This is a genomic window from Francisella persica ATCC VR-331 (assembly GCF_001653955.1).
Lineage (GTDB): Bacteria > Pseudomonadota > Gammaproteobacteria > Francisellales > Francisellaceae > Francisella > Francisella persica.
In genome coordinates, this window is the sequence record NZ_CP013022.1 from 921,578 (window position 1) to 947,992 (window position 26,415).

A 26,415-nucleotide genomic window follows, 5' to 3' on the forward strand; every position below is an offset into this window, starting at 1 on the left:
TTTTTCAAATCAAATTAGGTTATGTGCACAAAAAATATAAATTAGATAAGAAAATAGTTAAACCGCTGTTATTTAAAAGTTGAAAATCATTAAATATCAAAAGTTTAATAGATTAATTATCATGTAAAAGAAGTATTCTGGTCAAGTAAAAAGCACAAAATATATATACCAATGATGAAAATAAGTTGAGATTATTTATTTAAGCTATGTTTTACGTTACGTATAGGATGTCAATGGAGAATGTTACCTTTTACTATGGTAAATATAGAGCAATACATAAACGTTTTAAAGATTGGTTTGATAAGATATATTTTCTAATTATTGTAAACCAGTTCAAGATCCTAATTTACAAGAAGTTATGCTTGACTCAACATTAGCAAGAGTACATGCTTGTGCTATAGAGTATGATAAAAATAAGCTATTGGTAGAGCAGTTGGAGGAATAATTACTAAGATTTACGCTTTTAGGTATCCACTAGAAATAATAGTTTTAGAAGGCAAAACTCGTAACAGTAAAGTGGTTATCAATCTATTATAAAACATAGATAAAATTAAAATTATAGCTGATATGGTATATCATTTAATGAAATTAGGGAACATATTGAAAGTATATCTTACTAAGCTGTTATACCTTGTAAATCAAACACAATAATCCTATACCTTTTAATAAATAAGTTTATAAAGAAAAACAATTGACTTAATTTTGGTTATTTTTATCAAAATTTATAAAATATAGATATGAAAGATATTTATTGTTATGGATTTTTTCTTTTTAGGTTTAGAAGAAAGATTATGGGCTAAGATAATAAATTTGTTAAGCTAAATAAGTTTTAATAAGTTTAGAAAAATACTTAAAGGTATCTAGACAAGGTAGACCTTTGTTTTTGATAGTGTGATGATATTTAGATTACTACTATTAGTTCAATGGTATAGTTTAAGTGATAGAGAGTTAGCTGATAAGTCATATGATACCGCTGATAATATATAAAAGTAGAAATATCAAAGATCATATATTGCGAAAAGCTGTTAGAAACAAACCAATAACGAAAAGACATAAAGTTAAGGATATTCTTATGTTTAAAATTAGATATAAGATTGAGCAATACTTTGGTAGATTTTAAAGAAGATTTAATTTTACAAGCTACTTTTCTACTGTCAAAGTATAAGCCTCAAGCATTATTAAAACATGCTATTTAAACATGTTAAAAGCAGTCAGTATGATGATTTAGTTATGATAAATAATATCTATACCTGCTAAAAATGGCAGATATAAACATAAAAAACACAAGTTCATATTAATTTTTACTAAAAAGTACATCCTAATACTGTGAGATTAGAAATTTTATAGATTTATATCAATAGTTTTTAGTAATTCTAAGAGTATAGATAATCTAATACCCATATTATGTATGCGCTGTGAGTTTGAAAATTTATTTCAAGCATTTTAAAGTAGAGGGTTTAATCTTGAGTATATAATTTGACTAGTACTTGCTAAAATAAAAACAATTCCTAGCAAAAAACTCTTATTATTAGATATGGTTTGATATTATTGCTAATACTATTCAAAAGTTATCCTTCTAAAATAGAGACTTTGTTTTGTGGTTAAAATAATAAAACAACTAAATAACCCCAAGTTATGAAAAAAAATCATTGTGTACAGAAGGCATAGTATTTAAGTTTTATAAACTAAAATAACCTAAGTATATACAATTTTTTCTACTATTTTCAATTGATATTTGGAACTCTATTTTAAATGGGCTGTCTGTAATTTTTTCCTCAATTTTTTTAATTTGTGATTTGATTTTTTCTATAATAGATTCATTCCTTCTAAGAAGGAATATACTGATATTTATAATATATATAATTGAGGGCATATTTCCTCCTAAGAAAGTGTTTCCAACGCTAGAGTGCCTTATTAATCTTTGTTTTCTTCTAATGTTAACTGGCTTTTCTGTATAATTTATTACAGTACAATAGTCTTCTGAGAGTAATTTGTATAGGCTATTTATTATGCTATCTATAGTGTGTTTAGGGGCAGATTTAATATAAGTATTTTCTTGTGTTAGTTTGTATAGCATTTTATTATCTAGAACGTATATATTTAGTAGAACTTTTATACCATATTCAAGCACTTGAATAGCCAAACTATTATTGTTTTGGATATATTCTTGATACATGCTTTGTAATTTGGCGAATGGCTTAATTTTAAATACATTTATTTTTACGTTTAGAGTTTCTTGATCTTCATAAATATCTAATATGGTATATGATGATACATTGTCTATTAGTACTGGTATAAGCTTTATTTTTTCTAAAGGGTACTTCTGATTCTTTAGAAAGCTTATAAAATTATTTAGTGAGATACTTTTATTGATATTATTGATATATTTCATTTTAAGATTTTCCGAATATAAATACTGTTTTACATGTTAAAAAAATCTTCAAAATAATTTTCATCTATCTGATCTGAAATACCTTCTGTAGTAGAATTTTGATTTTTTTTAGTATTAGTATGTTGTTTTATTCCTATTTCTTCTTTAATAGCATCTGTATCAGCCATTATTTTATGATTTTCTGTAGGAGTTTTTTTTACTTCTGAAGATGTTTCATAAAAGTAATTTTTATTTACCTCAGAAAAAGAGTTTAGAAAGTTATTTTCTGGCATTTTTTCAAGTGTATGTAAGAACTTGTTATAATCTATATTATACATTTTTTCAGCTATACTCCATTCTATACTTGATGAATAATAATCTATAGTCTTATGTATATTACTAATAAATGGTGCTATTTTTTGATATAAAGGGAAAAAAACTTCTGGGAAATACTCTTTAGGATCAAAGTTTGCTAATAGATTCTGGATATCATTATAGACAATAGACGTTTCAAATATCCTTTCACTATCGATCAATGATTTTAAAACTTCTATTTTCTCAATAAGCGTTATCCACTTTAAAGAACCTTTAGTAGTATTGTTAATATTTTCTGATAAGGTTTTTTGTATATTCTGACTAGAAGAAGATTTATTTGTAGCTTCTTTATCAGAGCTAACATCAATCTCTTGATACTTTTTCTCTTCTAATAGTAGTGAGTCTTTGATTTTTTTAAGGGTTTTATTTAATCGTAGATTTGTATCAGCATCATAATTAAGATGATTTTCATCAAAAAAAAATATTATGTTTTGTACTAAATCTATAATTGATTGTATGTCTTTAGATGAAAGATTATTATAGTTTTTTATTTCTGCGAAATTAGTTTGAAGCATAAATAAAAATTTATTCATACCTTTTTCAGATAATTCACTTTTTTGTTTTGGGTCTGCAGGACTTATTTCTGTAAATTTAGTACTTAAAAAAGAGTAATATGAGCTAATAATTTCCGGTATCTTTTCAAGTTCAGCTAAGCTAAGACATATTTCTGAGTTTAAGGCTAAAAATAAATTGTATATATCTATATTTTTTGTGTCATTAATAATATATTGTATTTTTTTAATAAAAGATTTATATTCAGCATTTTCATATTTTGCTTGAATTTGCATGTTGCTGATAAGATTTATTTTATTTAATGTTACTAACTCGATATTTTGCAATATATACATGAGTTCACTCATGAGTATCCCCTTTTGTTACTAACTTAAGAAAATCAACAAACTTATAGCGAATAAACCTACTGGAACACTAATTATTAATAATATTTTTATAATTTTATGATATCTTCGCAATGGTGGACTACTATTAACGGAAATATCAATAAAATTGTTTAAATCTGTTTCAGAAAGTTTATCTAAATATTTATCTACTTCTTTCTTGTAAGTAAGAAAGCTGTGATTGTATATATTTTCATAGTATTTACCATAAAAGTCATTATGTAAAATAATAGACATTGTTTGATAGCAAATTTGAGGATATATGTTATCAGATAAAAGATTATCTATTATTTCGAATACATATTCGCCACCATTTTTTCTATCATAATACTCTAATTGTAGTAAACTCCAAGAAATACTACTTCCTGATTGTTCTTTAAGTAACATTAGTTTCTCATCAACGTATGCAAGTATCGGAAAAACTACATACTTACATATAGTTTCACTATATTTTTCTAAAAGCTCTTCTTGAAGAAAGAAAATATTTTTTCTTATATTATTTCGATAATAAGCTATTTGTTCATTGTCAACATTATGCTCTTTAGTAATTTCGCTGGTATTTTCTATTATATTTAGAATAATTTCTATTTCTAAAAAACTTTCCATTTTATAATCCTTTATCTTAAGTCATTCAAAACTATTTTCTTAATAAAACAAAAAGTGTTTTGACTTATAAATTTGCATATAATATTTACAAAAAAATATAAAAAATGTTTGTGTTTTTTGTTATATTTATCAGTTGTAGTTAAAATTAGTTCATTTGTAATAAGATTCACTTCTACATTTTGTAACAATTCTGATAAGAATGATATATTATTAGTATCGACCTTTAAAAGCTTTGCTATAGCTAGAAAAGTTGTTTTTGAATATATATTCTTAGAAATAATCATATCTACCATATTAAACATAGAATTATGATTATAATTATGTATTGCATTATTTATAATTACTGGTGATATATTAGAATTAATCGATGTTATTGCGTTTGAACTAATTTCAATTATATCAGAAATTTCAGTTATCTGTGTCCAGGTTGCGTATGTATGAACTTTTGTTTCTACTATTTTGTTGCTAAGTTGCGGAAAGACTACATTATAATTTAGAGATTGTGTATTACGATTAAAATAGTACTCATTTAGTCCTGAGAAAAGAAAACTGTCAAAAGTACATTGTTTGTTATTTTCATAAACTGATAGTACTTCAATAGCTTGAGCATCATCTTTTTGATAATGCGCAAGCTTAATATTAGAAAAGTTAATCAGAGCAGTAGTTGAATTAGAATAATCATTGAAACTATTGAATACTGGGATTAAATTTGCTTTGAATAAGGAATTTATTTTTTCTTCAGGATAATTATCAATCATAACTTTTAAGAATAAATCTATTTTCTTAAAGTCATCGTTTTTATATTTGAATAAATCTTTAATCTTTATATTAAATCCATACATTAAACTAGGTAAGTGTAAATTGAGAATTAATATTTCAGTAGGTCTTAGCTGTATGTTAATAGGCTTAATTTCTATATCTCTCGTAGCATAGCTATGACTTGAAAACTCAATTCTTGCAGTAGCAGAGTTACTAATTATTTGATTAAAAATATACGTTGCAAGAAAAGGATTCTGAATGCATAATTCTGGATCTAACCATATTGTTAAATTATCATATTCAAAGTGATTATAAAAACTTATGGATAAATTTAAAGATGTTTCATTTTGTTTTATAGTTTTAATTTCTTGAATTGGTAATACTATGTTTTCTGATTTTGTGCTATAAGTCAAAACTTTATTATTTCTTTTATCCTCTATGAAAAAGTGTTCATTGGGATAAATATAATAGCCATTATGTCCTTTATCCTTTACTTCCAATAAACATGACTTAGGAAGGAAATAATAAAGGCTACTATAGTACTTAAATAATAAGCTATTACTATAGTCATTTATTCTTTTATCTAAGTCACTTATTATATTATTACCTATTTGCTCAAAAGTTCTTTTAAGAATAACAGCTTCACTTGTAGTTAATTCTTTATTTAAACCATCCATATAAAAAACCTTATTAAGTTGTTTTTACATTTATTTGTCCACTACTAATAAAACTAACCATTCCTCCGGGAGCAAACATACACATTGCTTTACTATTCATTGTAGTTATGGGAGCATCCTCTAATAATGTTGTTGGGTTAGTAGGGATAAAAAGAGAAAGATTTGGGATACATACCCAAGGAAAGCTAAATGGGTTCATAGTAGGGTTAGCTGGGTTTGTACACCCAGCAAAAGGCAGTATGTTCGTTCCGAGTTTAGAGTCTGTAATATTTGAAGCAGGTAGGCTGCCTGACAATGTATTTACCCTAGTACTAAGATAAGTACCTGGAGCTAGGCTGAAAGAGCATTTAATTTGAGCTCCCATTGAAGGTACTAAAGTTGATGCGTTATCTGATATATTTAGCTGTGTAGGTGATAGCAGAGTTTTTATATTATTTAATTCTGAAACTAAATCATCTATCGAATTTTTAATACTTTTATCATTAGCTTTTATTTGCTCTAAGCGTTTTAACGAGTCATCTATATTAGCTAACATCTAAACTTTCCAGTAAATTTCTTGTTTATTTTTCATATTATCAAAAATTGAAGTATTTGCAACATCTTTGATCACTAAATAAAAATTGTGTGAAACTGGGGGGAGGTTATATATTCCTATTAATCTAGGAGATGAGTAATATGTTTTACATAAAAGCTGCATAGTCAAATTTTTTGCGGTTAATAAAGCTTTTTGATATTTGGCATTAGCAATACTTTTATTTATTTTGGCTAATTCTTTATCAATGTTAATATTTAAATTGTTAAGAACCGTTGTAGTTTTAATTTCTTTAAAATTTAAAAACTCTTTTTTATTTATAAATAAATTAAGTTTATATATATCTGCTGAATTTATAAAATTTTGATTATTAATTATATTAAGTTCTTTAGTTTTAAGTGTATTATAAGCTTCTATTAATAAATAGTTTGATTTGATAATATTTGAAATTTTTTTATTCAATATCTGCATATCTAGCTGAGAATTTCTAGATATCTCTATAGCTAGTTGATTGAAATATTTTTCAAAATCTAAAAAAGGCGAGATTAGTTCTAAGTCATTTTTTGATAATTGAATATTTATTATTGTTGCTACTTCGAGTAACATTTGAAAGTATTTATTAGCTATTTTTGTTAACAAAGTCGCAGGAGAATTTTCTATAATTGTTTGTAGGTGTCCTTTATAACTATCTTTATTAAAGAGATTTTTATATGGTTCATCTTTAGTATTTATTTTATTATAAAGAGTATTTGTATCAAAAATAATAGTCGGTAGATCTTTTAAAGAGTAAATTAATTGCTCTAGAGATTCAGGGCTTGCTATATCTACTTGTTGATAGCGAGGTGGAAAAAAAATATCATTTATACAAAAATCAGAAAAAAATCTAGATAGACGAAATACTTGTAACTCTATATACTCTATAATTGATCGTAAATCTTTAGATTGTTGTGTTGTTTGAATTTTATTTAAAGTTTCAATGTTGTTATTCTTCTCTACATAAATATTAACTATATCTAACTTTTCTATATCTTGCTTCGATGAGAAAAAAGCTTTTAAAAGCAGGATATCAGTATTGCATAGCCTATTTTTCTTATAAGAGCCATTTTTGATTAGATACGCTAGTTTTAGTAAACTTAGAATAGGATTTTTTTTTAGCGGTATGAAATTTTCTATAGTGTGTCCTTCTTTTAAGAAGGCGTTGAGACGATTAAAAAAAACTATATATTGATCAATTATAACCTGATTCGGGTTATTTATGGTTTTGCTATATATTTGCACAAGCTCATCTTTGTTTATGATAAATATATCTTCTTCAGTTAATTTATCAAATAGTTTAACTGTTAGTTCAGCAATATTTTTTATTTTTATATCTTCGATTTTCTCAGAAAAATCTTGACCTAAAGTTAGTTTGTATTTTTCTATAAGAGTTGTTAGACTCTTAAAATGAATTTTGATTTCCTCGTAGTTGTTTGAACTTGATATATTCTCTAGTATTACTGATATTGCCTCACTCAAATATATAGTTTTGTCTGAGGGAATATAATTTGTCAAATATTTTATCTCTTCAATAAGAAATGTAAGATTATAAACATCACTTCTTTTAGAAATTGGCTTATAGATAAACTCTTTTGTAATCTTTAGACAATTATCTAGCTTTGAAGTAATGGATTGATATTCTTGCTGATAATATATAAAAATATTCACAACTAGAATTTCAAAACTCTTATCTATATTATTCATGACTATCCTACCATAGTAGCTGCAGAGCCTTTTATACTTGCTGTGGCACTTCCTTTTATATTTACATTTACACCTTCAGCATTAAGACTAATATCAGCTTTGATACTAGTATTTAAGCTTTTTATACCAATATTCTGAGATGCTTTAATATTTGTGTTTGCAGAACTTACATTAATTGCATTAGATTCAATAGAAATGCTAGAATCATCAAGGACTATTGTCGAATTGCCTATTTTTAGAACAATTTTATTATCACTTAGCATGATGCTTGATTTTTTTGTTGCTAGGATTATTTCTTTCTCAGATATTGAGATTTTTGAGTCTTTAACATTTTTAATGATTTGTTTATCTGCGCTTGATTCTATAGACTCAGTTGCATTGGTAGTAATCTTACCAGAGGATTCTAGTTTTGTTGAGCAGCCTTTAGATTCATCTTTAATATCTATGAATAACCCTTTTTCCTCTAAGTTAAAAATATGGTCTGCTTTTGACATAGTAATATCCTTTAATCTTTTTCTATATTATCATTATTTACAATAAACTCATTTGTACTATCAGAATTTATTAAATATTTCCAATTTTTGGTCTTTTTATTTGGTAATATAAAGTACACGGCATAATTTTTATTATCTTTATCTAGAGTGAACTCATTTTTGCCTATTTTGAGATTGAATACCTTGATGTTATCGTTATAAATTCTCTGAGTAACTGACTGATAAGTATCAGAGTAGAAAATATTCTTGTTCGGTTGAGACTCTAGAACTATTTTTGTTTTAGGAACATTATTTTTGATATATAGACCATCACTTGTACAACTAGTAAGTCCTAATATTATAACTATTATTAAAAAAAGAGTTTTTAAAAAGTTATTGTACATTAGCGCCTCCTTGCTTTTTCCAACCTAGTATTCCTAAAATTTTTGACTCTACTTTAAAGCTTACAGAATATATTTTCCCCTTATGTTTTATTTTCCATGTGCAAATGTTATCTTGGCTACAGTCACCATCTTTGATTGCTTTTAGTATAGACCATTTACCTTGATAACTTATTTGGTCTGTACTTCCATCATCAAATTTTATAGTTATCGTTGTTGGCTCAGTTAAATTCCAATTGTATAATATTTTCGTACTTTCTGAGTATTCTATATTTAGTGAATTGACAAAGTTTTCCTTATCTAAAATAATGCTAAAGAAATTATAGTCATTATCTTTATTTGCAATTGGAGTCAGATCAAACTCAATAGGTTTTGGGTTTCTCTTATCATCCCATAGCAGCTTGTTTAAAGCATATACCTTATTAAATTTGATGAGATAATCTTGCTGTTCTGGGGTTGTCAAATCTTGGCTTTCCCATTTGTTAGTTTCATAATTATAAGTAAGTAACGGTTCCAGATATTTTACAAAATTAGAGTATATATAACCGTTATTATCAAAGTCTTTTGTTATTAGTTGATTTGAAACGACTTTATCGCTATTTTTGTTAAAAGGGAATTGACTATTTATTAGCTCGTATTCGAGGTTAACAGTATTGTCAAGATTGGTTATTGCATCTTGTATTGTAATTGCTCTGATAGTATCAATAGCAACATCAAGATGCTTCTTAAGTAGAATATATAAGTTATTATTATTTGGATCATTTATTGCCGATAAGTCAGAGTAGACTTTTTGTAAAGGTTTAAAGCCTTGTTTTATATCTTTATAAGTATTGGTATAGCCTTGTTCCCTTATTAGGTTATCAAGCTCCTTAAAGATATTTTTGTATTCTGTATAGCTGTTTGACTCAAGATAGTCATCACTTTCTTTGAAATAGTTATCTATAGGTGACCATAAGGAAACATCGTATTGTTGTTTACTATCTTGTTTAACTATACTGTTATCTGTCTTTTTATAAAATTGTTGAACATTGATTATTTTATTCGATTTACTATCTACTTCTTCATTTATTACTAGATTAGTATTTGCAGCATAAAAGTCAATCAAACTATTGAAAGAAGAGTCTTTTGATGACATTGCTAATAGATATAAGTTAAGAGAATTTTTACTTGTTATATTTTTATTAAATTCAGTATCGCTGTTAAGTTCACTAATCATCTGAGTATAAGCTTGAATATATTTAGAGTTATAATTGTTTATGGAACTTTTATAAATTGCTATCATAAAGTCAGGTTCTATATTGTAATTATTTTTTAGATTTTCAATAAGTCTATTAAATTTGTTATTGATAGGATCTATATTATCTTTTATATATTTTTTTGAATATATAGGCGATATTAGGATTCTTTTACTATAGAAATTAGGATTAAATTCCATATAAAGTTTTTTACTCACTGGACTTGTCAAAGGTAATTCTTTGTTGTTGTATGTAGAGTTAATAACGTTATTTAAAACATAGTTTATTAGCGAGATTGTTATTGATTGATATTGCTCCTTATTTTCATTAGATACTCCTTCAGCATTTTTCTCAAGAAATTTTATTAAGTAAGTGATATGATCTAGCATATCGCTGAAACTCTCAAATTTTTTACTTGTCTCTTTTTGATTAAATATTAATGAAACAGGCTTTGTAAGTGATTTAATGTATGAAGAATTACATAGTTTTTTTGACAAAATACCAATTTGTTCTTCATACAATGAGAAAATTTTATTTATCTCGATAGGGATTATATAGTTATGTTTTAGAGTATATATTGCGTTATCAATAGTACATCTATATAAGTATTTTGTATAAATATAGTTTATTATTTTAGCTCTTTGTATACTAGATATTCCTAAATATTCTGTGTTAAATCCTTGAGTACTTAAATAACCATCAGAATCAGCTCCTACTATGATAAGATGGTTATTATATAGTCTATTAGCTATATTGAGAACTAGTTGCATAGTTTCTATCTTTACCTTTGAACTAGTGTATTTCAGTACTATTTCAAGCTGGCTTTCAGATAAATTTGTTAGACTACTTATTACTTTGAGCATACTATCTAATTCAGGGAATGTGTAATGATTATTCATATACTCAAAAAATATCAAGAATGATGTCACCAGTAGCAAATCGTCAGTTCCACTATATTTTGGTAAGATTACATTCTTTAAAAGGTTGTTAGCATACTGTTCATAGATATAATGATATTTTATATTTTTAGGATAAATGCCTTCTAATAATAATGCATCATTAATTTTGTTTTTAAACTCTTGAAGTATTTCGTCGGTACTATTATTAGGTAGATCTTTTAGATTTTTAAGTGAGATTTTTTGTTTTAAATCAATTTGTTGGAAAATATTTATTATAAATATTAAGCTAAATAATAATGAGATGAAGTTTATAGTGATTCCTTTGGGAGAAGTGCTAAAAAATATAGCTTCTGTTTTTGCTGTTATATTATCAGGCTTATTTATGCTAAAGTTAAAAAATATTTCTTTATCGATATTACTAAACTCAGAATAAATTACCTTTAAGCATTTTCTAATTTGGTTGAGGGTTCTAACATTGAAATATTTATTGCTGACACTATCTTTTGAGTAAAGAATTTTATATAAAATTATTTGATCAACTTTCTTGTTAGCATTTTCATCTTTAGTAAGCTTAAATATTGATTTTTTACCAATTGATTTATTGAAGCTTTCAATATTTTCAGCGTTAGAGTTGCTATAAAATGAGACTATTAAGGTTTTAAGTCTTAATTTTGCTAAATCTTTGTATGTCTCCATAACTTTATTATCTTCATAAGTATGAGGATTTGCTATATCAAAACAGAAGTTTAATTTGTAAAAATGAAGATGGAGTTTTTTCTTAAGTTTTTTTAGGCTTTGAGTATTATCGTTAGCAAATATTACCGAAGTATTATTACTATCAATAGCTATTAATGGTAATTCATCATTATCAATAACTTTAGATTCGGGCTTTAATTTAATTATATAATCTCTTGCTGCGGAATAATCGCCATAGAATATATATAACTCACTTAATTTATTTTTTATTTTATGACTTTTAATCAGTGTTTTAGCTTGTTTTATGATATCCGATAAAGATTTCTTATTTGATGATTTGGATAAGTTGTGCCATTTATTTATAATAAAAGCACCGAAAACTAATAAAATGAGAGTTATTATTACTATAGAAATTACTATTATTTGATTATTTTTTATAAAATTCATATTTTAATTTCCTTTTGATTTATATCTTAGAAAAATTCCTTTTTTATCATTTATTAAAAAAGAGTTCTCACTAGTACTATTTAATTGCGTTAATGAGAAAGTCTCGCCATCACTTGTTTGGCAATAAGCAATTTCACAATTTTCTTTAGCACCTAATAACTGCCTTTGTAGGAGTTGTTTTTGCGCCTTTTCGGTCGAGATTGCTGAATTTGAAATTAATTCTTTAATTTCGCCTTTATTAATTGACTGTAGCTCAATCATGATAATATCACCATTTCTTAGAGGCATAAATTGGTTGTTGGCAGAATTTATATTTATCTTTGATGGAAGATATATAATAGGCTTCTCAGATGACTTGGTATAGAGCATCTCTTTAGCTATTTCTATAGCATATAAAATACCTGCTTTACTGTTTAATATTAAAGACGAACCTTTTTCATCTGATTCTTGAAATTCTGCAAAAGAACTTTCTTCTGGTTTATAGTTTTTAAAGAATTTATAAGCTTTTTTCGAGTCTTTATTTACATTTTCTCCAATTGTTATTTTACCAGTAATATAAAAACTATTGAATTTAATGTAAGCAGGATATTCTGGGTTTAGTTGCTCATAATCTTTTACAACATATTTTATAGTATTTCTATGAGTGAGGCTTGGGTATTTAATGTATGATATTTTTTCATATATATCAGACTCTGAATCACTTTGATAATGAAAATTAGATATGTTTTTATATAGCTCTTTAGTAGTATATTTGGTTCTTTTAAATGACAAAGTTTTTCTAATAATAAAAAAAATATTTGTATCACTTGAACCTAATAGATAATCACCATCATTTTCTAACTTCGTTAGGGAGATATCACTATCAATAAACGGTAGAGTATTTTTCGATATAAGCTCAAGTTCAAACTGGGGTAATTCTAATTCTTTATTATTATCAGGATCTTGTGAATAGTATGATATTGATCGTATATTATCTTGGTACATTTTAGAAAAAGCTTTTATTTTCGCATCTGAAATTGATTTTTCTTCTTTTCTAGGTGAGCTTATAACCATGTCAGGATTAACCTTATTCTCTTTTGTATAAAGTTGTGGTTTTTTTGAAACTAGTGTTTGTTTTTTCAAACAGCTTACATCATATACTGATAATTTGGTTTTTAAATCTTCATCTGAGTTAGCAATATTTTTTTGTAGTGAAGCATCAATCTCATCGGTGATATAATAAGTTAACTTGCCAGTTTTTTTATCACAAAAGTATTTTAAGAAACATTTGTTACACTTTAATTGCTCGATAAAAAAATCATAAAAGCTTCTGTTTAGAGTGGATATAAACACTTGAGGCATACGTGATTTTAGTTTATTACTTTTATTGGTATCTAATGTTAATAAACTATCAAAAAAGAAATTATCTTTAAATATATCATCTAAGCTCTTGTTGATGTCTATGTATGAAGGTTTATGAATCATCCATAATGATTTTAGAGGGTCATAAAAGTTTAATCTGAATTCTTTAATTCCTGACGAAAAATTCTTAGAGTATGAATATATACTATATTGATAATCTTCTTGAATATTAACTTTGTCAGGGGTTAAGGCTATTGCTACATAGCGAGTGAATCGCGTATGATGATCTTTTTTTGACTCTTTTTTAAAGAAATTAAAAGTGTCGTCTATTTTAATATCGATTAATAAAGGCTGATTTGGAATTAATAAGAAATCAAAATCTTTGTGATTATTAGTATAAGCTAGTTGAAACGTTAAGCTTCCTTCTAAGCCATATATATAATTTTGAATTTCTAAGCATTTTATATGTAAGTTATTTAGTTTAAGAGATTTTTCTTTAAATGATTGTTTGTTTTTTGATGAAATAAAATTTAGATCTTGAGGTTTAAAATTTGAGTCTAGTGGTTTTATACTTATCGTTAGCTCTTGTTTTTGGAGTAAAGAGTTATAGGCGATTGTTTTAGTAAGAATGCTTTCTAATTTGTTGAACCGTTTTAATATTTTTTTGTCTAGCTCATGAGATCTTTGTATTGCGTTGTTAAGAATATTCATGAGTATGTCTAACTTTCTGATATATTCAGATGGCAACTCCAGAATAGTTTCATTTGAACATGACTTTTCAATTTCATTAAGAGCAAAACTAAGTTTTAATTTGTCTTTATGGCTATTAGAAAAATATAATATATAATCAACTATATTTTGTTTTAACTTAGAGATCTTGTAGAATTTTTGGAATTTTTTATAGTCTAATTCTGATAATACACCGCTGTTATATAATGCTTTTGTATTTAATAACTGAGTATTCAACAGTTTAAAATCATTACAATTAATACTTATAAGGTAATCATTAATCTGTACAGCCACTTCTGCTAGAGACTGGTTACTTTCACTAACTTTAATTTCAGAAGCTAGTTTATATACTAAATTATGTATATTTAATTCCGATATTTTAGCTAGTACTTTCATCACTTTTGAACAAATCCTCAATTATAAAAAATCACAATAATAACTAACTCACTTATATTTATATTGTAGCTATGAATAGTTTAAATGACAAGCTATATAGACATTTATAACTCAATCAGCTAAGTTATTTAATTTTATACTTATTTTTTTGTATTGAGTATTAATTTTTGTATTTATACTGAGGTTATTGAGATGTTTATTGTAAAAAAAAGAAGTGAAAAAGTTAAAAAAAATTGAAAAAGCCCTTGCGTTGTAGTGAGGTGATGTGTATTATATGTCTTCACACGGCTGGCGGGTGATGTTAGCGGTTGAGAGGCAAAAATTTCTAGTGATATTTAAGAGGTATATTATATACAAACACTTTGTTAAAGAATTTGAGTATCAGTAGTTAGAGTAAGAATTTGATTTAAACTGAAGAGTTTGATCCTGGCTCAGATTGAACGCTGGTGGCATGCTTAACACATGCAAGTCGAACGGTAGCAGGACTAGCTTGCTAGTTGCTGACGAGTGGCGGACGGGTGAGTAACGCGTAGGAATCTGCCCATCTGAGGGGGATACCAGTTGGAAACGACTGTTAATACCGCATAGTATCTGTGGATTAAAGGTAGCTTTCGAGCTGTCGCAGATGGATGAGCCTGCGTTGGATTAGCTAGTTGGTGGGGTAAGGGCCTACCAAGGCCACGATCCATAGCTGATTTGAGAGGATGATCAGCCACATTGGGACTGAGACACGGCCCAAACTCCTACGGGAGGCAGCAGTGGGGAATATTGGACAATGGGGGAAACCCTGATCCAGCAATGCCATGTGTGTGAAGAAGGCCTTAGGGTTGTAAAGCACTTTAGTTGGGGAGGAAAGCCTTGAGGTTAATAGCCTTTAGGAATGACGTTACCCAAAGAATAAGCACCGGCTAACTCCGTGCCAGCAGCCGCGGTAATACGGGGGGTGCAAGCGTTAATCGGAATTACTGGGCGTAAAGGGTCTGTAGGTGGTTTGTTAAGTCAGATGTGAAAGCCCAGGGCTCAACCTTGGAACTGCATTTGATACTGGCAAACTAGAGTACGGTAGAGGAATGGGGAATTTCTGGTGTAGCGGTGAAATGCGTAGAGATCAGAAGGAACACCAATGGCGAAGGCAACATTCTGGACCGATACTGACACTGAGGGACGAAAGCGTGGGGATCAAACAGGATTAGATACCCTGGTAGTCCACGCTGTAAACGATGAGTACTAGCTGTTGGAGTCGGTGTAAAGGCTCTAGTGGCGCAGCTAACGTGATAAGTACTCCGCCTGGGGACTACGGCCGCAAGGCTAAAACTCAAAGGAATTGACGGGGACCCGCACAAGCGGTGGAGCATGTGGTTTAATTCGATGCAACGCGAAGAACCTTACCTGGTCTTGACATCCTGCGAACTTTCTAGAGATAGATTGGTGCCTTCGGGAACGCAGTGACAGGTGCTGCACGGCTGTCGTCAGCTCGTGTTGTGAAATGTTGGGTTAAGTCCCGCAACGAGCGCAACCCCTATTGATAGTTACCATCATTAAGTTGGGTACTCTATTGAGACTGCCGCTGACAAGGCGGAGGAAGGTGGGGACGACGTCAAGTCATCATGGCCCTTACGACCAGGGCTACACACGTGCTACAATGGGTATTACAGAGGGCTGCGAAGGAGCGATCTGGAGCGAAACTCAAAAAGGTACTCTTAGTCCGGATTGCAGTCTGCAACTCGACTGCATGAAGTCGGAATCGCTAGTAATCGCAGGTCAGAATACTGCGGTGAATACGTTCCCGGGTCTTGTACACACCGCCCGTCACACCATGGGAGTGGGTTGCTCCAGAAGTAGATAGCTTAACGAATGGGCGTTTACCACGGAGTGATTCATGACTGGGGTGAAGTCGTAACAAGGTAGCCGTAGGGGAACCTGCGGCTGGATCACCTCCTTAACGGAAATACGAAAAAAAATAAGTAAATAAGCTTTAATTGTTGATCAAGTGATTTAGCATAGTGTTTGTAGGTAATGTATTTTAGTGTGAATAAAATACGGGTCTGTAGCTCAGTTGGTTAGAGCGCACCCCTGATAAGGGTGAGGTCGGTAGTTCAAGTCTACTCAGACCCACCAATTTATGTTTTGTTGGGGCCATAGCTCAGCTGGGAGAGCACCTGCTTTGCACGCAGGGGGTCAGCGGTTCGATCCCGCTTGGCTCCACCAATATTTTATTTACATGAAAATAGAGATATTTAACAATTTAGTATAGAAATAGACTTAAGAAAATAAGTGCAAGCGGTGGATGCCTTGGCATTCAGAGGCGATGAAGGACGTGATAATCTGCGATAAGCTTCGGTTAGCTGGTAAATGAGCTATGATCCGGAGATTTCCGAATGGGGAAACCTGGCTAGAGAATAATCTAGTCACTCACTCGAATAGGGTGTAGAGCGAACGAGGGGAACTGAAACATCTAAGTACCCTTAGGAAGAGAAATCAATTGAGATTCCCGTAGTAGTGGCGAGCGAAGTGGGAGGAGCCTGGTATGATTTAGCTGTAATTATAGTAGAACAAGTTGGGAAGCTTGACGATAGAGGGTGATAGTCCCGTATACGAAATAATGACAGTGGAACTAAGCATACGAACAAGTATGGCGGGGCACGTGAAACCTTGTCTGAATATGGGGGGACCATCCTCCAAGGCTAAATACTACTGAATGACCGATAGTGAACTAGTACCGTGAGGGAAAGGTGAAAAGAACCCTTATAAAGGGAGTGAAATAGAATCTGAAACCGCTTGCATACAAGCAGTAGGAGCATGATTTAGTCATGTGACTGCGTACCTTTTGTATAATGGGTCAGCGAGTTACTTTTAGTGGCGAGGATAACTGAATAAGGGATCCGTAGCGAAAGCGAGTTTTAATAGGGCGATTAGTCGCTAGGAGTAGACCCGAAACCGGCGCGATCTATCCATGGCCAGGTTGAAGGTTAGGTAGTACTAACTGGAGGACCGAACCCAATACTGTTGCAAAAGTATGGGATGAGCTGTGGATCGGAGTGAAAGGCTAATCAAGCACGGAGATAGCTGGTTCTCCCCGAAAACTATTTAGGTAGTGCCTCGTGTATAACTCATTGGGGTAAAGCACTGTTTCGACAATGGGGGTTTTACGACCTTACTGACTCGATGCAAACTCAGAATACGATGAAGTTCAATCACGGGAGACACACTGCGGGTGCTAAGGTCCGTAGTGGAAAGGGAAACAGCCCAGACCGCCAACTAAGGTCCCTAAGTCATAGCTAAGTGGGAAACGAAGTGGGAAGGCCCAGACAGCCAGGAGGTTGGCTTAGAAGCAGCCACCCTTTAAAGAAAGCGTAATAGCTCACTGGTCGAGTCGGCCTGCACGTAAGATTTAACGGGGCTAAGCTATGCACCGAAGTTGCGGAATATATTTAGTATATTGGTAGGGGAGCGTTCTGTAAGCCGATGAAGGTGAACTGAGAAGTTTGCTGGAGGTATCAGAAGTGCGAATGCTGACATGAGTAACGTAAAATAAGTGAGATTCTTATTGGCCGAAAACCCAAGGATTCCTACGCAATGTTAATCAACGTAGGGTAAGCCGGCCCCTAAGGCGTAGCTGAAGAGTGAAGTCGATGGGAAACAGGTTAATATTCCTGTGCCGCTTATTATGAACGAAGGAGGGACGGAGAAGGTTAGGTAGGCCTGGCGGATGGTTGTCCAGGTGAAAGTATGTAGGTAGAGGTGCTAGGCAAATCCGGCATCTTGTTAATCTGAGATACGAGACGAAGTCAAACTTGTTTGACGAAGCTATTGATACCATGCTTCCAGGAAAAGCTTCTAAGTATAATTGTATAAGCGACCGTACTGTAAACCGACACTGGTGGGTAGGTAGAGAATACTAAGGCTATGAGATAACTCTGGTGAAGGAACTAGGCAAAATGACACCGTAACTTTGGAAGAAGGTGTGCCCTTGATGGTGATAAGACTTGCTCTTTGAGCTGTTGGGGGCTGCAGATACCAGGTGGCTGCGACTGTTTATCAAAAACACAGCACTCTGCGAAATCGTAAGATGAAGTATAGGGTGTGACGCCTGCCCGGTGCTGGAAGGTTAATTGAAGGGGTTAGCACAAGCGAAGCTCTGGATCGAAGCCCCAGTAAACGGCGGCCGTAACTATAACGGTCCTAAGGTAGCGAAATTCCTTGTCGGGTAAGTTCCGACCTGCACGAATGGCGTAACGATGGCCACACTGTCTCCACCAGAGACTCAGTGAAATTGAAATCGCTGTGAAGATGCAGTGTACCCGCGGTTAGACGGAAAGACCCCGTGAACCTTTACTACAGCTTTACACTGGACTTTGAATATTTATGTGTAGGATAGGTGGGAGACTATGAAGCAGCTACGCCAGTAGCTGTGGAGTCGTCCTTGAAATACCACCCTTGAATATCTGAAGTTCTAACTCAGGAGAAATTCGAGGACAGTGTATGGTGGGTAGTTTGACTGGGACGGTCTCCTCCTAAAGAGTAACGGAGGAGTACGAAGGTGCACTCGGTACGGTCGGAAATCGTGCCAAGAGTATAAAGGCAAAAGTGCGCTTGACTGCGAGAGTGACGGCTCGAGCAGGTACGAAAGTAGGTCTTAGTGATCCGGTGGTCCCGAATGGAAGGGCCATCGCTCAACGGATAAAAGGTACTCCGGGGATAACAGGCTGATTCCTCCCAAGAGTTCATATCGACGGAGGAGTTTGGCACCTCGATGTCGGCTCATCACATCCTGGGGCTGAAGCAGGTCCCAAGGGTATGGCTGTTCGCCATTTAAAGTGGTACGCGAGCTGGGTTCAGAACGTCGTGAGACAGTTCGGTCCCTATCTGCCGTGGGCGTTAGAGATTTGAGAAGAGTTACTCCTAGTACGAGAGGACCGGAGTGAACGAACCACTGGTGTTCCGGTTGTTTCGCCAGAAGCATTGCCGGGTAGCTACGTTCGGACGGGATAAACGCTGAAAGCATCTAAGCGTGAAGCCTCCTTCAAGATTAGATCTCTCTGATGTAAATCAGTAAGGAACGTTGGAGACTACGACGTTGATAGGCTGGGTGTGGAAGTATAGCAATGTATGAAGCTTACCAGTACTAATGATCCGAGAGACTTAAGTCTATTTCTATACTGAATTGTTAAATATCTTTATAATCCCAAAACACAGTTTTGGCGATGATAGCTTGTAGGAACCACCTGATCCCATTCCGAACTCAGAAGTGAAACTACAAAACGCCAATGATAGTCTGGCATTGCCCAGGTGAAAGTAGGTAGTCGCCATCTTCTTAGTTTATCCAAAGACTTATCGTGATAAGCTCAAATACAATGCCTCATAAAAATATGGGACTTGTTGTTTTTTGCATTTGTAAACTTATACATATTGCTAGTTTTTCTTCCTATGTAACTTTAAGAATTTTGTAAATAACTAGCAGCAATCTATTTTACTTTAAATTCTTTTTTACTTTTAAAAAAGATCAATTATAGCTATCTGCTGCTAGCTAACATGTTTTCGTTTTATGCAAGGTGCTGGAGAAAGTATACAAATAGATATTGTCTTTTAATGGGTAAAATTATATGTCTTTAGTTTTCCTACAGATAAAATAATCGAACATTTACAGAAGAAGATACTACTGTATATTAATGTCAATGATGAACCTTTGTTAATTTAAAAGTGCTTGAAAAATGTTTAAAATAATGTTTTTAGAAAATTAAAAATTGAATTAAATTTATGACTACTGTTATGAATGGTTGCATTATAAAAAATAATAAGTTTGATCCATTAAAAGGGATAATTACCAATACTAATACAATAACAAAGCCATATTTTTCTATACTATTATATCTGTATACTAGATTCACTGGTAATAAAGAGGAGATTATTCTACTACCATCTAGTGGTGGAATTGGTAATAAGTTTAATATCATAAGTACTACATTTATCATTATTCCATAAAAAGCCATACCTTGGATATAAGGATGTAGAGTTATGTATTTTGCTACTATTGCCCAAATAAATGCCATTATTAAATTTGCTAATGGACCAGCAATTGCAACTAAAGACATATCGAACCTAGGATTATTTAACTTAGAATAATCAATTGGTACAGGTTTAGCCCAACCAAAAATAAAAGGAAACCCAAACAAAAATGATGAGATAAGCATTAGTCCAGGAAATAAAATAGTGCCAAGAGGATCAATATGAGATACTGGGTTTAATGTTACTCTGTTCAATTTATATGCTGTATCATCACCACGAATTTTAGCTACAAAACCATGGGCAGCTTCATGGATTGTAATTGCAAAAATCAGAGGGATAGCTGCCATTAATGCAGACATCAAAATATGGTTAATATCCATCTATGAGCTATAAATCTATAACATTCATAATATCAAATTATAGAGACTTAATGAATAAATATGAAGTTTTAAATAAATAAAATAATTTAAAAATATCTAAAAAAATGTAAATAAAAGCTTAAATTATCTTTTTTGTATGATATAAGCTTAAGTGACAGCCTAACTATTTAAAATAACATATTTAAAAAACTGTAAGAAAAAAATAATCGCAATTGTTTTAGTTTCATGCGTATTAGCTTCATGTGTGTCAACATATGAGCCAATACTTGGAAATAACCAATCTCAGCAGTAATAATGTACAGGATATAGTAGCTATGAAAATGAATACATGGATTGTTTTTGATGACTTTAATATCTTGTATAATTTAAAATCAATGTCCAACTAAAAAAGATGCTAATAGTAACGTATAATATAGATTCTAAACGCATGTACATCAACCCACTTATTTAGTAAGTATAATTCCTTTACCATAATCTAAAAATAAGGTTATTCTTTAGTATGTAAAAAGTTTACAAACAAATTTAAATTCTATGATTTACATATTAATATTTTCAACTAGACGCTTAGAAAAATTATAATATTAAACTTCTTTTATTTTTAAGATAAGTAATAGCTTTTTGAAAGTTTATTATTACCTCCGCCAACTTTAATAAAGTAGTTAAAATGCAATAATTGCTGTAAAAAGGTTGTTGCAAATAATAAAAGAAGCTGTAAGATAAATACTTTAGGTGGGTCGTTTATATTAATAAAAGTATAAGTTTGAGGAGACTCGTTTGTATGGCAAATCAATATTCTGGAAATTTTGAGCAAATTGTTAAAAATAGATTTAAATGTTCAGCTAAAGAGATCTTATTAAAATGCCAAAGAGAAGGTCTAAGTTATCAAGATGCTGAAAAAGTTTTAGGTTTCAAGCATGTTACTATCAGAAAGTGGGCAAAGAGATTTGATATTAAGTTACCACCTAGATTTAGGTCTCACGATGAGCATCTTGAACAAAAAAGAGAGATTGCATATGTAAATCAATGTAAAACAAAGAAAATCAACAAGACAAATATTTTTAGTCGTTGTTGGATAAATATGAATCTTTATTCTGTAATTAAAGCTAAATTTTGATTGACTTGGATTTTGATGTTAGTTTGATTCTCATCAAATTTGAAATTAACGTTATTTCCAGAAGTTAAAACAATTACAGTTGAACCAAAGTTAAACCATCCAAGTATATCACCTTTACTAAATTTGATATTAAATTTATCACAGTTGTAGTTCCAAGCTTGTACACCTTTGTAGTAGTTTGGAGCAATTTTACCATGCCATACAGTTTCTATACCTGCAACTAAAAGAGCACCAACAAAAATTACAGCAACTTCTCCAATTAATGTATCAAAATAACAGATTAGACGTTCATTTTTTGCAAAGAGATTATCAACCCTCCTGGTTGTTGTTTTATTAACAGAGAAAAGTTTACCTGGAACATAAACCATCTTTGTAAGCTTACCATCTATAGGCATATGCACTCTATGATAATCTTTTGGTGAAAGATAGATAGTTGCAAATTTAGTAAAATTAGTTGTTGAGCTTGCAGCAATTAATGACTCTAATGAAAATAGCTTATCTTTAGCTTGAACTAAATTATTATTGGTTATTGTGCCGAATTGGCTTAATACACCATCTGCCGGTGATGAGATGACATTTTTGTCATTAGAAATAGGTCTTAAATCATCCTTAAGTTTTCTTATAAAAAAATCATTGAAAGATTGATATTTGTTTATATCGGTTTCTTTAGCTTCAGCTAAATTAATGTTGAATTTTTTGATAGCAAGTTTTATTAGATAGTTTTTAATAATTTTATTTTTTGAATCAGTAAGTTTACTAACTAAACGCGATGTTATAGCGTGAGGAAGTAAATATTGTAAATATATAAATAAATTGTCTTTCATTTTTTGCCTATTTATTTATTAAAGCTTTCATTAATATTAGTATATCACTGTGCTATAATTATAAGTCAATTTAATTAGTTAGTTATATTGCTAAAAATGAAAAATACTATCAAGATAGTTATTTTATTGAGTCTTGGGATGTTACTGCAAAATTGTACTACTAATGGTGTTGAGAATGATTTTTCGTATGAGAACTTGACGGATACTATAAGTGGTTCACTATTTAGAAATAGAAAGTATGATTATGCAAGAGTAAAAGTTTCCGAAGAACCAGCACTAAAAATTCCAACAGGATTAAATGGTGAAAAAATAAATCCCGCATTAAAACTTCCTGATGGCGATAATAATTATGCCAGATCACAAGTGACAGAAGCACAAAAACAAATGCTGCCACCAAATTATTCGGTTAAATTTGATATGGCTAAGATTATTAATGATCAAATATTAAAAGTTTCAATTAGTGTTATATATGATGATACAGGTTCATTAAAGCTTGTATTTAGAGAACCTTTGCCGATAACTATTAATCTTTTAGAGAATTATTTCAAAGAGAATCTTGATAATTATATTATTACTGCTGAGAAAGATGAGATACTATCTGGACATTTGATAACTATAAGAGATACTAAGAAGGATTTAATTTTTGTGATACTAGCTCGTAAAGTAGACGAATTATCAAGTTTAGTTAAAGTCAATGCAGTATTTATTAATGATGGCAAAACTTTATCTCCAAATCATATAGATGAAAGTGTTAGAATCTTAAGTGGTATTCGTAAGGATTTAAATAATACCGAACTTAAAAATGATAATAATATTCAAATTGCAAAACAAGTTGGGGCCAATCTGGTAGCTTCAGAGAAAAGTACTAAAAATGGTAGATCTAGTCTTGAAGGATTGTTAGGCTCAAAGAAAAGTACTTTTGTTGGTTCATACGATAGAACTATTTATAACTCCCTAGAGCAACAAAAAACTAATACCATCCAAGAACAACAAGATTACACACAAGCAGCGGTGCCAGCAGATGATAACATCTATGATAGTCAAACTCAAGCCCAAGTATTAAATACATAGGTGAATAGATGTATGATATTTCAGTTTTTATAGGAAGGTTTCAACCTTTTCATAAAGGTCATTTGCATAATATATTAGTAGCACTACAAAATAGCAAAAAAATTATCATAAATGTGGGTAGTTGTTTTAATGCGCCAAATATAAAAAATCCTTTTTCTTTTGAGCAAAGAAAGCAGATGATAGAAAGTGATTTGCAAATTACTGGAATTGATTTAGATATTGTAGTCATAGAGCCTTTAGCTGACTATTTTTATCAAGAACAAAAGTGGCATGATGAGTTACGTAAAAATGTTTATAAGCACGCTAAAAATAATAATAGTATTGCTATTGTTGGACATATCAAAGATAGTTCTAGTTATTACATGAAAAGTTTTCCTGAATGGGGTTATATTGCTGTTGATAATTACAAAAACCTTAATGCTACTGAATTTAGACAAAAGTTTTATAAGGGGATTATACTAAAACAATACATGTGTAGTAGTGATCCTAAGCTAGGCACTTATAATTTCTTGATAGAGTTTATGGCTACAAAGGCATATAAAGAACTAATTGCAGAAAATAAATATGTTATTGAGTGTAGAAAATTATGGCAAAATGTTCCTTTTAAGCCAAACTTTGTGACAGTTGATGCTTTAGTTATAGTAAATGATCATATTCTGATGGTGCAGAGAAAAGCTTTTCCTGGTAAAGGTTTGTGGGCATTGCCAGGAGGATTTCTAGAGTGTGATGAAACTATATCACAAGCTATAATTCGAGAATTATTTGAAGAAACAAATATCAGCTTAACTCAGGAACAGCTTACTATAGCAAAACGCTGTGAAAAAGTTTTTGACTATCCTGATCGTTCAATAAGAGGTAGAACAATTAGCCATGTTGGACTGTTCGTTTTTGATCAATGGCCAATCTTACCAGAAATTAATGCTACTGATGATGCAAAGGCTGCCAAATGGATGGCTTTGGATTCTATTATTGAAAATATCTATGATAAAATGCTAGAAGATTATTATCAAATTATCACAATTTTATTGGAAGAATGTGGTAAGAAACTATAAGGAGTTTTTTTATTATGGGTTTATCAGTTGTTATTTTGGCTGCAGGTAAAGGTTCAAGAATGAACTCAAATAAACCAAAAGTTTTACAAACATTAGCTGCAAAACCTCTAATTGAGCATGTTGTTAGTTCTGTTGAGAAGCTAAGCCCAGATAATATAGTTGTTGTCACAGGACATCTAAAAGAGCAAGTTGAAGATATATTACAAGGAAGAAATATAACATTTGTTTATCAACAGCAGCAACTTGGTACAGGTCATGCTGTGTTACAAACACTACCATATTTAACAGATCAGAAAGTTTTAATCCTATATGGAGATGTACCTTTAATTTCGACCGAGGTTTTAGAAAACCTAGTTGATACTACCAAAGATGTTGATCTTGGCGTTCTAACAGCATTTGTTGAAAACCCCCAAGGTTTAGGTAGAATTGTTAGAGATAGATTTGGTGCGGTTACAGAAATTGTTGAAGAAAAAGATGCTAATGATATCCAGCGCCAGATAAAAGAAATTAATACAGGAATTTACTGTGTTCATAAAAAATTGCTGCAAAAATGGTTGCCGCAGATAAAAGCAAATAATGTTCAAAAGGAATATTATCTAACAGACATAATTACATTTGCAAAAACTGATCATGTTTCGATAAATGTAACTCATCCAATTAATGAGTTTGAAATTTTAGGTGTAAATGATAGAGATCAATTGGCTAGCCTTGAGCGAGTTTGGCAAAGAAATGTCGCTAAAAAGATTATGGCTATGGGTGTGAGTATTGCTGATCCAAATAGGTTTGATGTGCGTGGTAACCTTGATGTTGGTAAAGATTGCTGGATAGATATCAATGTGATAATCAAGGGTAATGTAAGACTTGGTAATAATGTTGTCGTTGGTGCTAATTGTATACTCAAAAATTGTATTATCGAAGATAATGTTAGAATCAAATCTAATAGTATGATAGATGGTTCTATTATTCGTGAAGGTGCAATAGTTGGTCCTTTTGCGCGTGTTAGACCTGAATGTGATATTAAACAAGGAGCAGTTATAGGTAACTTCGTTGAGGTTAAGAAAACTGTTCTTGGTAGAGGTTCAAAGGCGTCGCATTTAACTTATCTTGGTGATAGTGAAATCGGTGCTAATTGTAACATAGGTGCTGGTGTTATAACTTGTAATTATGATGGTGTCAATAAGCATAAAACAGTTATAGGTGATTATGCTTTTATTGGATCTGATTCGCAACTAATAGCTCCAGTTAATATTGGTCAAGGTGCAACTGTTGGTGCTGGATCAACTATTGCAAAAGATGTTCCTTCTGATAATCTTGCAATTTCAAGAGCAAGACAGCGTCATATTGATACTTGGCAGAGACCTGTCAAGAAAACAGATAAATAAAAAAAAATAAGGT

General features: G+C 30.9%; 16 protein-coding genes, 2 tRNA genes, 3 rRNA genes and 1 pseudogene. 10 read left to right on the plus strand and 12 right to left on the minus strand.

The features are described from left to right. Positions 1-111 precede the first annotated feature (111 nt). Positions 112-670 (plus strand): annotated as a pseudogene (locus FSC845_RS08860) (transposase); the annotation flags it as partial. A gap of 1,008 nt (positions 671-1,678) precedes the next feature. On the opposite strand, the gene iglJ reads toward FSC845_RS08860, so the two are convergent. Genes iglJ through FSC845_RS04185 form a run of 10 tightly spaced genes read right to left on the minus strand, consistent with a single transcriptional unit; the run spans position 1,679 to position 14,573 of the window. Next, positions 1,679-2,392 (minus strand): type VI secretion system baseplate protein IglJ, encoded by a 714-nt coding sequence (iglJ, locus tag FSC845_RS04140; protein WP_064460846.1) that lies wholly within the window; start codon positions 2,390-2,392, stop codon positions 1,679-1,681. 29 nt (positions 2,393-2,421) lie between these two features. Continuing rightward, positions 2,422-3,606, minus strand: a complete 1,185-nt coding sequence (locus tag FSC845_RS04145) for a type VI secretion system protein IglI family protein (RefSeq protein WP_064460847.1) — start codon at positions 3,604-3,606, stop codon at positions 2,422-2,424. An 18-nt stretch (positions 3,607-3,624) separates the two neighbouring features. Further along, positions 3,625-4,248, minus strand: coding sequence for a DotU family type IV/VI secretion system protein (locus FSC845_RS04150; RefSeq protein WP_064460848.1), 624 nt, complete (start codon positions 4,246-4,248; stop codon positions 3,625-3,627). Positions 4,249-4,259: 11 nt separating this feature from the next. Next, a complete protein-coding gene (iglH, locus tag FSC845_RS04155) occupies positions 4,260-5,684 on the minus strand; it encodes a type VI secretion system baseplate subunit TssF/IglH (RefSeq protein WP_064460849.1) in 1,425 nt (474 codons plus the stop codon). A 13-nt stretch (positions 5,685-5,697) separates the two neighbouring features. Next, the gene (gene iglG / locus FSC845_RS04160; protein ID WP_064460850.1) at positions 5,698-6,219 is read right to left on the minus strand and encodes a type VI secretion system PAAR-like protein IglG; all 522 of its coding nucleotides are present in this window, start codon (positions 6,217-6,219) and stop codon (positions 5,698-5,700) included. After that, complete coding sequence (locus tag FSC845_RS04165) at positions 6,220-7,956, minus strand: hypothetical protein (protein WP_064460851.1); 1,737 nt, start codon at positions 7,954-7,956, stop codon at positions 6,220-6,222. Positions 7,957-7,958: 2 nt separating this feature from the next. Continuing rightward, positions 7,959-8,450: a type VI secretion system tip protein TssI/VgrG gene (gene tssI, locus FSC845_RS04170; RefSeq protein WP_064460852.1), complete on the minus strand. Its 492-nt coding sequence runs from the start codon at positions 8,448-8,450 to the stop codon at positions 7,959-7,961. 11 nt (positions 8,451-8,461) lie between these two features. Next, complete coding sequence (gene iglE, locus FSC845_RS04175) at positions 8,462-8,833, minus strand: type VI secretion system lipoprotein IglE (protein ID WP_064460853.1); 372 nt, start codon at positions 8,831-8,833, stop codon at positions 8,462-8,464. Continuing rightward, the gene (locus FSC845_RS04180) at positions 8,823-12,107 is read right to left on the minus strand and encodes a hypothetical protein (RefSeq protein WP_064460854.1); all 3,285 of its coding nucleotides are present in this window, start codon (positions 12,105-12,107) and stop codon (positions 8,823-8,825) included. The genes iglE and FSC845_RS04180 overlap by 11 nt, the downstream gene beginning before the upstream one ends. A 3-nt stretch (positions 12,108-12,110) precedes the next feature. Continuing rightward, positions 12,111-14,573, minus strand: coding sequence for a hypothetical protein (locus FSC845_RS04185; RefSeq protein WP_064460855.1), 2,463 nt, complete (start codon positions 14,571-14,573; stop codon positions 12,111-12,113). 408 nt (positions 14,574-14,981) lie between these two features. On the opposite strand from FSC845_RS04185, the gene FSC845_RS04190 reads away from it, so the two are divergent. From FSC845_RS04190 to rrf, 5 genes are all read left to right on the plus strand, one after another. After that, a 16S ribosomal RNA gene (locus FSC845_RS04190) occupies positions 14,982-16,515 on the plus strand. Between the two features lie 99 nt (positions 16,516-16,614). Further along, a tRNA-Ile gene (locus FSC845_RS04195) sits at positions 16,615-16,691 on the plus strand. Between the two features lie 14 nt (positions 16,692-16,705). After that, positions 16,706-16,781 (plus strand) — tRNA-Ala (locus FSC845_RS04200). A 52-nt stretch (positions 16,782-16,833) separates the two neighbouring features. Further along, positions 16,834-19,723 (plus strand): 23S ribosomal RNA (locus FSC845_RS04205). 47 nt (positions 19,724-19,770) lie between these two features. After that, a 5S ribosomal RNA gene (gene rrf, locus FSC845_RS04210) occupies positions 19,771-19,885 on the plus strand. Together the 16S, 23S and 5S rRNA genes with 2 tRNA genes alongside form the textbook arrangement of a ribosomal RNA operon. 417 nt (positions 19,886-20,302) lie before the next feature. Here the strand turns inward: rrf and FSC845_RS04215 are convergent. Continuing rightward, positions 20,303-20,959 (minus strand): site-2 protease family protein, encoded by a 657-nt coding sequence (locus FSC845_RS04215; RefSeq protein WP_064460856.1) that lies wholly within the window; start codon positions 20,957-20,959, stop codon positions 20,303-20,305. Between the two features lie 778 nt (positions 20,960-21,737). Here FSC845_RS04215 and fevR point away from each other — a divergent pair. Next, positions 21,738-22,073, plus strand: coding sequence for a transcriptional regulator FevR (fevR, locus tag FSC845_RS04220; RefSeq protein ID WP_064460857.1), 336 nt, complete (start codon positions 21,738-21,740; stop codon positions 22,071-22,073). Here fevR and asd read toward each other — a convergent pair. Next, the gene (asd, locus tag FSC845_RS04225) at positions 22,046-22,897 is read right to left on the minus strand and encodes an archaetidylserine decarboxylase (protein ID WP_064460858.1); all 852 of its coding nucleotides are present in this window, start codon (positions 22,895-22,897) and stop codon (positions 22,046-22,048) included. The two genes, fevR and asd, sit on opposite strands and share 28 nt — an antisense overlap. A gap of 96 nt (positions 22,898-22,993) precedes the next feature. Here asd and FSC845_RS04230 point away from each other — a divergent pair, with 96 nt between their 5' ends. Genes FSC845_RS04230 through glmU form a run of 3 tightly spaced genes read left to right on the plus strand, consistent with a single transcriptional unit; the run spans position 22,994 to position 26,402 of the window. Then, entirely contained in the window at positions 22,994-23,968 is a 975-nt protein-coding gene (locus FSC845_RS04230; RefSeq protein WP_064460859.1) for a hypothetical protein, read from the plus strand. 8 nt (positions 23,969-23,976) lie between these two features. After that, positions 23,977-25,020 (plus strand): bifunctional nicotinamide-nucleotide adenylyltransferase/Nudix hydroxylase, encoded by a 1,044-nt coding sequence (locus FSC845_RS04235; protein WP_064460860.1) that lies wholly within the window; start codon positions 23,977-23,979, stop codon positions 25,018-25,020. A gap of 14 nt (positions 25,021-25,034) precedes the next feature. After that, positions 25,035-26,402: a bifunctional UDP-N-acetylglucosamine diphosphorylase/glucosamine-1-phosphate N-acetyltransferase GlmU gene (glmU, locus tag FSC845_RS04240; RefSeq protein ID WP_064460861.1), complete on the plus strand. Its 1,368-nt coding sequence runs from the start codon at positions 25,035-25,037 to the stop codon at positions 26,400-26,402. Positions 26,403-26,415: the final 13 nt, after the last annotated feature.